The organism is Exiguobacterium sp. USCH10 (assembly GCF_037619445.1).
GTDB classification, from domain to species: Bacteria; Bacillota; Bacilli; order Exiguobacteriales; family Exiguobacteriaceae; genus Exiguobacterium; species Exiguobacterium aestuarii_A.
Genome location: NZ_JAQPZO010000007.1, coordinates 35,131 through 47,473 on the forward strand (window position 1 = coordinate 35,131; position 12,343 = coordinate 47,473).

The 12,343-nt window shown below is 47.2% G+C and carries 11 protein-coding genes and 1 CRISPR repeat array (1 of these 12 cut by a window edge); of the genes, 4 read left to right on the plus strand and 7 right to left on the minus strand.

Going from position 1 to position 12,343, the window contains the following annotated elements:
• The first annotated feature begins 7 nt into the window (after nucleotides 1-7).
• The 3 genes from PQI28_RS11155 to PQI28_RS11165 all read left to right on the plus strand — a co-directional run bounded on the left by PQI28_RS11155 (nucleotide 8) and on the right by PQI28_RS11165 (nucleotide 2,306).
• Entirely contained in the window at nucleotides 8-1,336 is a 1,329-nt protein-coding gene (locus PQI28_RS11155; protein ID WP_339963320.1) for a PTS sugar transporter subunit IIC, read from the plus strand.
• Between the two features lie 74 nt (nucleotides 1,337-1,410).
• Entirely contained in the window at nucleotides 1,411-1,737 is a 327-nt protein-coding gene (locus PQI28_RS11160; RefSeq protein ID WP_339963321.1) for a hypothetical protein, read from the plus strand.
• Nucleotides 1,734-2,306 carry a hypothetical protein gene (locus tag PQI28_RS11165; protein WP_339963322.1) on the plus strand — a complete coding sequence of 191 codons (573 nt, stop codon included), beginning with the start codon at nucleotides 1,734-1,736 and terminating at the stop codon, nucleotides 2,304-2,306. The genes PQI28_RS11160 and PQI28_RS11165 overlap by 4 nt, the downstream gene beginning before the upstream one ends.
• Nucleotides 2,307-2,373: 67 nt before the next feature.
• On the opposite strand, the gene PQI28_RS11170 is transcribed toward PQI28_RS11165, so the two are convergent.
• The 7 genes from PQI28_RS11170 to PQI28_RS11200 form a co-directional block, all read right to left on the minus strand.
• Nucleotides 2,374-2,619, minus strand: a complete 246-nt coding sequence (locus PQI28_RS11170) for a hypothetical protein (RefSeq protein WP_339963323.1) — start codon at nucleotides 2,617-2,619, stop codon at nucleotides 2,374-2,376.
• Between the two features lie 87 nt (nucleotides 2,620-2,706).
• Complete coding sequence (locus PQI28_RS11175; RefSeq protein ID WP_339963325.1) at nucleotides 2,707-4,059, minus strand: GH1 family beta-glucosidase; 1,353 nt, start codon at nucleotides 4,057-4,059, stop codon at nucleotides 2,707-2,709.
• A 24-nt stretch (nucleotides 4,060-4,083) separates the two neighbouring features.
• A complete protein-coding gene (locus PQI28_RS11180; protein ID WP_339963326.1) occupies nucleotides 4,084-5,013 on the minus strand; it encodes a carbohydrate ABC transporter permease in 930 nt (309 codons plus the stop codon).
• Between the two features lie 3 nt (nucleotides 5,014-5,016).
• Nucleotides 5,017-5,916: a carbohydrate ABC transporter permease gene (locus PQI28_RS11185; protein WP_339963327.1), complete on the minus strand. Its 900-nt coding sequence runs from the start codon at nucleotides 5,914-5,916 to the stop codon at nucleotides 5,017-5,019.
• A 56-nt stretch (nucleotides 5,917-5,972) separates the two neighbouring features.
• On the minus strand, nucleotides 5,973-7,274 hold the full coding sequence (locus tag PQI28_RS11190; protein WP_337874718.1) for an ABC transporter substrate-binding protein: 1,302 nt from the start codon (nucleotides 7,272-7,274) through the stop codon (nucleotides 5,973-5,975).
• Nucleotides 7,275-7,476: 202 nt separating this feature from the next.
• Complete coding sequence (locus tag PQI28_RS11195; RefSeq protein WP_339963328.1) at nucleotides 7,477-8,490, minus strand: LacI family DNA-binding transcriptional regulator; 1,014 nt, start codon at nucleotides 8,488-8,490, stop codon at nucleotides 7,477-7,479.
• A 146-nt stretch (nucleotides 8,491-8,636) separates the two neighbouring features.
• Nucleotides 8,637-9,509: a TetR/AcrR family transcriptional regulator gene (locus PQI28_RS11200; RefSeq protein ID WP_339963330.1), complete on the minus strand. Its 873-nt coding sequence runs from the start codon at nucleotides 9,507-9,509 to the stop codon at nucleotides 8,637-8,639.
• Between the two features lie 164 nt (nucleotides 9,510-9,673).
• Between PQI28_RS11200 and PQI28_RS11205 the strand changes: the two genes are divergently transcribed.
• Nucleotides 9,674-11,170: a DHA2 family efflux MFS transporter permease subunit gene (locus PQI28_RS11205; protein WP_214786124.1), complete on the plus strand. Its 1,497-nt coding sequence runs from the start codon at nucleotides 9,674-9,676 to the stop codon at nucleotides 11,168-11,170.
• Between the two features lie 224 nt (nucleotides 11,171-11,394).
• Nucleotides 11,395-12,343: a CRISPR direct-repeat array (repeat unit 36 nt; unit sequence GTTTTCTTCTGCTCTACAAACACATAGGTCTAAAAC) (it continues 1,006 nt past the right edge of the window).

Genomic DNA, 12,343 nt, shown 5'->3' on the forward strand with positions numbered 1-12,343 from the left:
TTCCCCTATGAGCCGCTTAGAAAGAGTATTTGAAAAGTTCACCCCTGCTTTTGTTCGCTTCGCGAACGCCAAGCCCGTCCTTGCGATTAAGGACGGGTTCATCCTGACGATGCCGATGACCATCATCGGGTCGCTGTTCCTTCTCATCCTGGCATTACCGATTCCAGGTTGGGCCGACTTCATGTCAGGTCTATTCGGAGCAGACTGGTCACTCCCGCTCACGCAAGTCGTCGGTGCGACGTTTGACATTCTTGCTTTAATCGGTGTTTTTGGAATCGCTTACTCGTACGTCAAGAACGAAAAGATCGAAGGGGTACCGGCTGGTATTCTCGGAATCATCTCGTTCCTCATCATCACACAAGCTTCTGTCTTGTCTGAATCTGGGGAATTCGTCGGTGGCGTCATTCCAAAAGTATGGACAGGTGGACAAGGTGTCCTCGCTGCCATCATCGTCGGATTGACAGTTGGATTCATCTACTCGCAGTTCATCAAACGCGGGATCAGCATTAAAATGCCAGACGGTGTACCGCCAGGCGTATCGAACTCATTCTCTGCACTTGTTCCTGGTTTGGCAATCATCTCGCTCGCCGTTGCAACGTTTGCGATTTTCCAAGCGGTTGCAGAGCGTACGTTCACAGAAGTCATCTATGATGTGCTTCAAGCACCGCTTCAAAACTTGACAGACACACTCGCTGGAGCCGTCATCATCATGGTGCTCATGTCTGTCATGTGGTGGTGTGGGATTCACGGTGCCGCAATCCTCATGGGGATCATGGGACCTCTTCTCACAGCGAACGCGCTTCAAAACCAAGCCATCCTCGATGCAGGTGGTACGCTTGTCGCTGGTGAGAACGCAAAAATCGTTACGATTCAGTTCCTCGACGTATTCACAAAACTCGGTGGATCAGGAATCACAATCGGTTTCATCATCGCCGTCTTAATCGTTGCACGTTCGGCACACTTGAAGCAGCTCGGTAAGTTGTCACTTGCACCAAGTATCTTCAACATCAATGAGCCAGTCATCTTCGGGATGCCAATCGTCTTCAACCCGATCATGTTCGTCCCATTCGTTGTCGTGCCGGCCATCGCTTCATTCATGGTGTACTTCGCCATCCTTTGGGGTTGGGTCGAGCCGTTCAACGCCCTTCAAGTACCATGGACGACACCTCCAGTCATCTCTGGATTCTTGATTGGTGGATGGCGTGCTGCGCTCTTACAGATTGCAACGATTGCTATGGCCGTTGCGGTTTACCTTCCATTCGTTCGCATTCAAGACCGCGTTTCGTATGGTGAAGAATTGAAAGCACAAGAAGAAGCAGATAAAGCGTCAGCCTGAAACAAAAACGACAGCCCTTCTCAGCAATGAGAGGGGCTGTTATATTTAGGGAAAAGAGTTAAGGAGTTGGAAATTTGAAAGCATACTACTCTTCTATATTCGCTGCCATCGCCGGTCTGTCCGGAGTAATCGGACTGGTCTTTCAATCGGTCTACCCAATTATGTTGTCTCCCGTCTTTTTACTTATCGCGGGATACTCTGTGGTACATATGAATAAGCAGAAAACAACCGTCCGAAATTATACAGCGAGCTTTATGATCTTATCGAGTGCCGCCCTTGCATTCGGTCTTGGCTTCCAATCCATCATCCCGTACGCCATGCTCATCGGGATCGCGCTACATATGGTATGTCTAATTGCGGCGTTCATTGCATTAGGACGTTATCGGGCTCACGTCTCATGAAGGTTGTGACCGGTCTCGGTTGGGGCGCGTTGATTCTAGCGCTCGCCCTTACCCCACTACTTGCCGTCGATTTGATTTTCATCTATTTACTTGAAGACACATCGTTCCCAATCCTATCTACACTCTCTATGCTCGGTTGTTTCTATCTGCTATCGACTACCTTAAGCTTCTTTGTCGATGGTCTAATGGGAGTGCTACGCTCATTTTTTCGTGTGAACGTACCGCGTCTACTCGATACAATCCTTCACGGAATCGTGAGCGGGATTAGTTTATACGTCGTGCTCTCCTTCTTTCCATCCATTGATTTATCATCGTTCACCGCCATGGCGATTATATTCGTGCACGTATTCGGTGCATCGTTTTGGCTAAACCGGGAGGATTTGAAAGAAAGGACGCCACTCGAGCTCGATTCGATCGATCAACAGATTGTTCACTTGTTACGCACGGAAACAATCGTCTCCTGTGTCGAACGCATACAGAGTGATTACCCGGAATTACCGAAGCGGGATGTATTGAAACGGGTCAGACGGATCAGTCAATCTAATCAAGTCGCCACCAGCGAATCGTGAGATGTACCTTGGTGCTTAGTGGTAACCAATATAAACAAACGCCAGCCCTGTATGAGGTGCTGGCGTTTTACGTCTCTTCTTTTCGGAGTGAGTATCCGTCTACCTCAAGCAGTCGCATCCGTCTCTGGTCAATCGCTGCATGGACAATCACGGTGACGCCCTGGTTAAGTTCCATCATCTTCTTGATTTTTCGTAAGTCGTCCCCTTTGATCTCAATAGGCAAGACGAACTCCCCTTCTCTCAAGTGAATAAATTTAATTTTCCCTTGGTCGTCATATCCCATCACTTCGTATGTCGAAAACTCTCGTTTCATGAACATCCCTCCCCTTCTTACAGTTCCCGTAACAGATACATTGCACACAAAAAAATCCATCCCCGTAGCGGCAGGGATGGATGCATGTTACGCCTCGACGCTATCCGCGTGTTTGGCTTTATGGTCGGCGATGACACCGGCATACCACTTCGCGCTATCTTTCCAGATACGCTCTTGTGTCTCAAAGTCGACATAGAGGATTCCGAAGCGCTTCTCGTATCCGAAGCTCCATTCGAAGTTATCCATGAGCGACCAAAGGTAGTAGCCTTGAATGTTCATGCCTTCATCGTTCAAGTCAGAGACGGCTTCGAGGTGCTGGCGGACGTAGTCGATCCGGTTATCGTCATGGACTTCGCCATTTTCCAGCACGTCGTCAAATGCGGCGCCGTTCTCTGTGATGTAGATGGGAAGGTCAGTGTACTCGGCGCGTAAACGACGGATCAGGTCTTTGAATTCGTTCGGGGCGATATCCCAGCCCATGCCCGTCTTCTCGTAGTCCGAGTAAGCGTCTGCCTTCAAGAAATCATTTGCTGCGTTGAACTCGACAATGCCACGGCTGTAGAAGTTGATGCCGAAGAAATCGCAAGCTGTCGAGATTGTCTCCATATCACCCGATTGGATGAAATCGAAGTTATGCACATATTTGGAGAACAAGTTCATCATGTCGACCGGATACTGGCCTTTAAAGACCGGATCGAGGAACCAGCGATTCGAATACCCGTCGGCATTGTTCATCGCAAGGCGGTCATTCGCCGAATCCGTTTTCGCGTACATCGGTGACAAGTTGAGCGTGATGCCAATCGGGGTCGTGGACGCCATCTCTCGCTTCAACAACTCGACCGCTTTTCCGTGCGACAACAAGATGTGATGCACGGCACGTACCGCTTCGTTCATGTCACGATGACCCGGTGCGTGGACACCGACGTGGTAGCCGAGGAAGCCGGCACACCAAGGCTCATTGTGGGTGATCCAAGAGTCGACGATGTCATCAAGCTCTTCAAAACAGACTTTCGCATAATCGAGGAACCAGTCGACCGACTCGCGGTTGACCCAGCCACCTTCTTCGTGAGCCCACATCGGAAGATCCCAGTGGTAAATCGTGACGGCTGGTTTGATTCCTTCTTCACGGAGACGTAGTGCCAAGTTTTTGTAGAACGCCATTCCTTCTGGGTTATACTCTCCCTTGGCAGGGAAGATGCGTGGCCACGCGATGGAGAATCGATACGTGTCGACACCTAGCTTTTTGATGTGCTGAATGTCTTCCTCGTAACGATGGTAGTGGTCACATGCGACATCGCCGTTATGCTTTTCAAACACGCGCCCGTCGATGTCACAGAACATATCCCAGATCGAAGGAGTGCGGCCTCCTTCGTTATGTGCGCCTTCAATTTGGTACGAGGACGTGGCTGTCCCGAATACGAAGTCTTTCTTAAAATGCATAGTGTTTTCCTCTTTTCTCTATATTTATTCTTTGACAGCACCTGCCGAAATACTGCTGACGATGTACTTCGAGAGGAACAAGAAGGCAATCATAATCGGTACGACCGAGATCGCGATTCCTAGGTAAAGCGAGCCAAGGTTCTCTGCGACTTGTGATCCTTTCAAGAAGCCCATCAAGACAGGCAACGTGTATTTCTCAGGCGAGAACAAGAGGACAAGTGGCATCAAGTAGTTGTTCCACGAGCCGATGAACGTAAAGATCGACATCGTTGCAATCGCTGGCATCATCATTGGAAGCGCGATTGTGTGGAAAATACGCAACTCGCTTGCACCGTCAATCCGTGCCGCTTCAATCAAGCTGATGTGAAGCGTCGCTTGCGTGTACTGACGGATGAAGAAGACCGTGAATGGTGTCGCAATCGCTGGGACAATCAATGGAATGAACGTATCGAGAATACCGAGTGTCTTCGAGATCTCATAGAATCCGATGAGTCCAAGTTGTGCAGGTACCATCATCATGACGAGCATGAAGATGAACATCGCATTTTTCCCTTTGAAGTTATAGAACGTGAATCCGTAAGCCGTAAGGGCTGAGAAGTAACCTGACAGTACCGTAACCGATACAGAGATAATCAAGCTGTTCTTGAATCCGTTCCAGATGTTGATGTACTCACTAAGCGTCGCATAGTTCTCTGTGAGCGCTGTTCCCGGAATTAGTGAGAACCCAGCCATGATTTCTCCATTCGTCCGTGTCGCATTGACGATCATCATGAGAAACGGAATGAAGCAGACGATTGCTAGGAGGATGAGTCCTGCATAGATCAAGCCTCGTACGACACGTTTATTCGTTTTTTTCTTTGAAGGAGGCGCCATTTTTAACGGGCGCTCCTCTTTTCGTTTCGGCTGCGCTTCGCTATCTGGAAGCATACGCCGCGATTCTGCATTTTGTTCCATTGCTTACGCCCCCTTCTGTGTCGCGCGCTCTTTGCGGAACATACCCTTGAAGACGACCGCTGAGAAGATGAGCGTAATCAAGAATAATCCGTAAGCAACCGCTGACGCATAGCCATAGTTGTTATATTTGAAGGCTTGGTTGTATAAGTAAAGCACCATCGTATTCAACGAACCGTCTGGTGAACCAATTCCGTCTGTAATCAACATCGGAAGATCGAACAATTGGAGTCCACCGATGAGCGACGTGATCATGATATAGAGAAGGATTGGTTTTAGGAGGGGCAATGTCACTTTCGTGAACATCTGCCAACGGTTCGCACCGTCGATGTGAGCGGCTTCGAAATAATCTGTCGAGATTCCCGACACCCCTGCCATGACGATGATGAAGGAGTGACCGAACCACATCCATGTCAAGATAAGTGAAACGGATAACTGTGCCGTCACTGGTTCTGCTAACCAGTTGATCGGATCTGAAATCAAGCCGATTTTCATCAACACCATGTTGAGTGAACCGTGCTGCCAGTCGAGCAAAATACCGAACAAGAGCGCGACCGAGCTGATCGTGATCAAGTTTGGAAGATAGAAGAACGAGCGGAAGAACGAGAGTCCTTTTAACTTCAAGCGAAGATCCGAGAAGATGAGTGCTAATAAAAGTGCCAACCCGATCTGCAAGACGAAGTTAATTCCCCAAATCTTGATGGTGTTGAAAAACGCCTCGATAAAGTACGTATCCGTCAACAACCGTGTATAGTTCGCAAACCCGACAACTTCCTCACCAGGGCTCCCCGTATAGTTCGTGAAGCTATAGTAAAGTGTTAAGAAAACCGGATAGATGCTGAACGTCAAGAAGACAACCCAGAACGGGGCGATGAACAGATAGCCGTAACGATCTAGTTTTTTCACGTGTATTTCTCCTTCCATAAGAACCGAGGGGGAGTTCCCCCTCGTGTTGGTCATCGTCAGTCTACTACGATGTCTGGGTAAGCGTTTTTCGCTTGTTTCTTGAATTCTTCAATCGCTTCTTCTTTTGATTTCTTACCTTCTACGTATTGAAGGACTGATGCTCCGTAAAGCGTATCGAGCTGTTGGTCGTACTTCGTGACGATTCCTGGTGTGATTTCATCCGCTTCATCGAGGAAGAATTCATAGTTGTTCTGTCCACCGAGGAACTCTTCACTGAAGTCGTCTTTGATTTTGTCTGTAACTGGGTTGAATGCAAGTACATCTCCTGTTTCTTGTGCCCAGTCTGTCAAGAACTCTTCATCTTGCGTCATGAGTTTGACGAAGTCGTAAGCTGCTTCTTTATTTTTCGATCCTTCATAAACACCGAGCCATGTACCACCCCAGAAGTATGGGCTTGGTCCGCTTGTGACAGCCCAGTCACCCGCAGTTTGCTTCGCGTTTTCTTTCAATACAGAGTGGAGACCCCATGTTGGGAGGACGTATGAGAAGACTTGTGTCTCTGTCTCTTTTCCGTTCTCTTTTACTTTGATTGGCTTATCCATTCCTTCGAACCAAGATGGTGACCATTCTGGTGCGAGAGCCGTGTATTGATTCTCACGAAGTTCTTTTGCATAGTCCATGTAGTTGATTTTATCTTCCGTTAAGACGAGTTCGTTTTTATCGTTGACCCACGCTTCTGGGTTTGCTCCTTGTGAGAACCAACGGATGGCACCTTCGTCTGGGAACATTTTATATCCTTTTTGCTTCATCTTCTCCGCAACTTCGAAGACGCCGTCCATCGAGCTCATCATTTCGCCGATTTCAGTTGGGTCATCTGTACCGAGTACTTCTTTTGCTAAGCTACGTTTGTAGTAAATTCCACCTGGTGTCGTTTGCCATGAAAGAGCGCGAACGTTTCCGTCCTTGTCTTTTCCAAGATCAAACACGTAAGGGACATAGTTGTCTGCAATTTCATCAACGCTATATGGTTCGTCCGAAAGATTTTCCCAATATCCAGCGTCTACCCATTGTTTGAGGAACGCGATTTCTCCTGTGAAGACGTCTGGTGCGCCAACGCCGCTTTCAAGTGCTGGCTTTAATTTTGTTGGATAGTCAGCGATTGGAACGATTGTCAATTCAACTTTGACACCGTTTTTCTCTTCATATGTTTTAATTGGTTCTTTTAATTCGTCCGTAAACGACCAGACTTTTAATACGTCATCTTTTGATTCTGAAGCTCCGCCTTCGCTGTCTGAGCAACCGCTCAAGACGCCAACTGAAAGTGCTCCGAGTGTAAGTAAGCTGACTAATTTACGCATGTGTTGTTCCCATCCTTTTTATAAGTAGTATTAGAAAGCGCTTGCAAAAAGAGGTAAATATTTATCGAAAGCGCTTTCGGATTGTTCGAAATAAAATATCGAAAGCGGTTTCGATTTTCTCTAAAAATGACTTTCGAAATCGCGCTCCCTTCTCCATCCGCTGAAGAAAAGAGAGCGACTTCGAAATATCATTGGCTATAAATCACTGTTTGACCGGTGCACAAGAGGCCCGTTCTACTAAGCGTACCGGAATGATGCGACGTTCGGTGAGTCGCTCTTTCGCGGTCATTTGTTCAAGTAAAAGTTCTGCTGCCGCTTCCCCGATTTCATCCGTATCTTGGCGAATCGTAGTCAGTTTCGGCGTAATGTATTGGATCATTTCAATGTCGTCGTATCCGATGACAGAGATGTCATTCGGGACGTGAAGACCATGTTCGTGAATCGCTTCGATGACACCGATTGCCATCTGATCCCCGGCCACAAAGACAGCGGTCGGTCGATCGTCAAGTTCAAGCAATCGTTCCATCGCTCGCTTCCCTTCTCCGACTGAGAAGAAACCGGCGTTGACAAGGTAGCCCGGTCGAATCGGAAGGTTCAGCTCTTGCATCGCAAGCTCATATCCTTTGATCCGTGCCGCTCCAGCGTCAATCGTCTCATCCCCAGCGATGTGGGCAATTTTTCGGTGACCGAGTTCATGGAGATAATTCACAGCGAGACGTGCTCCTTCGATGTTGTCGGAATAGACGACGCTACAATTGGCGCTGTCCATATCGACGACGACGATTGGGATGTCGCTTCGCATGAGCTCCTGAACTTGCTCATCCATTCGGTCCGAGCAGATGACGACGATGCCGTCGACCGCACGGTGTTTGAAGTGCTCGAGATAACTCATATCACGGTTGCGCAGGTTACGCGAGGCGAAGATTAAATCGTAGCCTTGCTCCTCTGTCGCGTGACGAAAACTTTCGATGATTCCGTTGAAGAACGGGTGTTTCATCCCCACTTCATTCGCTTCTGAGAACATGACCCCGATCGCCCATGATTTTTTCGTCGATAACGACTGGGCATGTGCGTTCGGCAAGTAGTCCATCTCAGCAGCGGCTTGAAGAATCTTTGCTCTCGTCTTGTCGCTCACGTCTTTGTAGTTGTTCAACGCTTTGGACACTGTCGTGATTGAGAATCCTGTTTTTTTGGCTAAATCATAAATCGTACCCATGTTATTCTCCTCTTCCCGAAAGCGCTTTCGGTAATTTGATTGTAGCGCATGAATTTGTAGGAATCAATTCTTTTTCGAGGAAACTTTTTGATTCTTTTTCCCATTCCTTGTTTCTTCTATATTACTGTATCGGGAAATTTTTGTCCTTAATGTGTCCGTGTATACAGCCACACGAGATTCGTAAACTTTTGGACTTCCGTCTCGCCTGTCACGCCTTTAAATAGACGCTGAAATGGCTTCAACAACTGCTCTAAGACAATTTTCCGAAGACGATTTTGTTTTAATTCGTACGCGATTGCATCGAACAAATCTCGTTGTTCTTCCGTCATCTCGACATGCTCTTCAATGCGAGCAGCCATCTCGTTCAATTCTTCGATTGTGACAAGGTGTTTATCTGTCGTCCCCCGCATTTGCTCAACCGTGACCGGGTTCAAGACGTGCTCTCCTGTCTCCATCATTCGAGCGGCAATCAATTCGACATATGTGTATAAGTTTCGGACGACCTTTTGAGGAGAGTACGCAGCATTCGTGATTCGGTTCGTGAATAAGATATGTTGCAACATCCCGTTGAAGAGCACCGTCAATTCCATCGAATACGGTCTAACGGACTCTCCAATGATTTCCGTCAAACGCATCGCAATCCATTCAATTTCATAAATGCGATGTTGAAGTACGAGTTTTTTCAATTCATTCTCGTTTGACGACATGATCGATTCAAATAACGCGTGCAAGTTCCGTTCTTCGTTCAATTGAATCAATATCGAGATTTGCTCGATGAAGACATCACGATCTCGTTTGTCGCGTCCCATCTGCATCTCAATCCGGCGCTGTCCGGCATCATATCGCAAGTTCTCGAGGATACTGGCCACGCAATCCGTCTTCGATGAGAAGTAGTTATAAAACGTCCCTTTTGAGATATTGGCACGGTCGATAATCTCTTGCACCGATGTGTGTTGCACTCCATTTTCGATGAAGAGAGACATGGCAATGTCTGCGACTTTTCTCTTTTTCTCTTTCATGCTTTCATGACTCCGTTCTGTCTGGTTTGTACCTTTACTATAGCACTGAAAACCATTTTAGACTAATAGTACAAAATAGTTGCTTTATTTATACAACGGGTATAAAATCATTTCATCGACACTTACCAACACATAACTATTTAGAAAATAAAGGAGCCATCCATATGAAACCAGAATTCCAAAAGAAACCGCCTTACGTCATGTTGGCGGTCCTCTTTGCGGGTGCATTTATCGCATTTTTAAACAACTCATTACTCAACGTCGCGCTCCCATCGATCATGGTCGATCTCGAGATTGCAGACTACTCGACCGTACAATGGCTTGCGACAGGCTTTATGCTCGTGACAGGTGTACTCGTCCCGGCATCCGCCTATTTAATCACTCGTTTTTCTAACCGAAGCTTGTTCATCACCTCGATGAGTATCTTCGCCATCGGTACGGCGATCGCGGCCTTCTCGCCAAACTTTGGCTGGTTGTTGAGCGGTCGGATGATTCAGGCCGTCGGAGCCTCCACGATGGGGCCACTCTTAATGAACGTCATGCTCGTCAGCTTCCCGCGTGAAAAACGGGGGATGGCGATGGGAATCTTCGGGCTCGTCATGATCTCGGCACCTGCGATTGGACCGACACTCTCGGGTTATATCGTCGAGTACTATGATTGGCGCGTCTTATTCGAAATGATTTTACCGCTCGCCATCATCGGTCTCGCGCTCGCTGTTTGGAAAGCGGAGAACGTCATGGTCCAAAATAAAGATCAGTCACTCGATTACTTGTCACTCGTCTTATCGACGCTCGGATTTGGCGGGATTTTATACGGTGTCAGCTCGGCAAGCTCGGACGGCTGGGACAACCCAATCGTCTTGGCGACGATGATTGTCGGTGCCATCTCGTTGATCGCATTCATTTATCGTCAGCTCCATATGGAAAAACCATTGCTCGACTTGCGTGCTTATAAGCATCCGATGTTCGCACTCGCGTCAGTCATTGCGATGGTCAACGCGGTCGCGATGTTCTCCGGTATGATTTTGACACCGGCGTACGTCCAAAGCGTTCGTGGCATCTCCCCACTCGATTCAGGGCTCATGCTTCTCCCTGGTGCGATCATCATGGGAATCATGTCGCCGATCACAGGGAAACTGTTTGACCGATTTGGACCAAAATTATTGGCACTTACCGGATTGACAATCACCGCCGTATCGACGTACATGCTCGCAAACGTCCAACTTGACTCGACCTACACATACATCGTCTTAACGTACACGTTGCGTATGTTTGGGATGTCAATGGTCATGATGCCCATCATGACTAATGGATTGAACCAATTACCGACTCGCCTCAATCCGCATGGAACGGCTATCAACAACACGGCCCAACAAGTATCTGGTGCGATTGGTACGGCAGTTCTAGTCACTATTATGAATTCGGTGACACGCGCAGAAGCTGAATCATTGATGACAGGCGTCGATCCTGCGACGCTCACAGAGAGCTCGATGGGTGCCATCACTCAGCAAGCCCTCTTGTCTGGGATTCAATACTCGTTCTACGTCGCACTCGGGATGAACCTCTTGGCACTCGTCCTTGCGTTCTTCGTAAAACGAGTGGATGTTCGTAAGTTTGATGATCAAGTAGAGACCGTCGAAGAATTGAAACAAGCTAATTAATAGGAAAAGCCGTTCTGAATGATCGATTCAGAGCGGCTCTTTTAGGTTCAATACCTATTTGTATTGTAAAAATGTATCAGGATAGTTAGAAATTTCGATTCTTCTGCTTTTCGAACACATAAGTCTAAAACCACGTAGGTGCGTGGATTGAAATATATTGATTTTTCTCTTTCACAAACACATAGGTCTAAAACTCAAAGAAGATGGTACGTTATGGACTTGGGGTTTTCTTCTGCTCTACAAACACATAGGTCTAAAACAGACAATCCGTTGAATCGGTAGACGATTCCGTTTTCTTCTGCTCTACAAACACATAGGTCTAAAACACAAGATGAGGGCGTATCTCTCCGCCGCGAGTTTTCTTCTGCTCTACAAACACATAGGTCTAAAACGAACACGCAATCAAGGAATACCTAAACAAAGTTTTCTTCTGCTCTACAAACACATAGGTCTAAAACTGAACCCGCGCGAGATTCGGCTGGAGAGCTGTTTTTCTTCTGCTCTACAAACACATAGGTCTAAAACACTCTTCGTTATTTAGAAACCTTGTGTGCGGTTTTCTTCTGCTCTACAAACACATAGGTCTAAAACTCTCGGACGAACTCGTTCAGACGCTCAAATGTTTTCTTCTGCTCTACAAACACATAGGTCTAAAACAAATCCGAATACCTCACGGTCAAGCAGCTCTGTTTTCTTCTGCTCTACAAACACATAGGTCTAAAACAGCCCGTCTGCTCCACCGTCACCGCTTGTAGTTTTCTTCTGCTCTACAAACACATAGGTCTAAAACAGCCCGTCTGCTCCACCGTCACCGCTTGTAGTTTTCTTCTGCTCTACAAACACATAGGTCTAAAACTGTATATAGTGTGACCATGTGCGATTCCTCGGTTTTCTTCTGCTCTACAAACACATAGGTCTAAAACATGGTTCATTTTATCCGCTCCTTTGGTTGGTTTTCTTCTGCTCTACAAACACATAGGTCTAAAACGTCAGCGTCATCAAACAGTTCCGTATGCCGGTTTTCTTCTGCTCTACAAACACATAGATCTAAAACTTGTCGTGCGCGTGGCAGTTTGATTCGAAAAGTTTTCTTCTGCTCTACAAACACATAGGTCTAAAACTGTATATAGTGTGACCATGTGCGATTCCTCGGTTTTCTTCTGCTCTACAAAC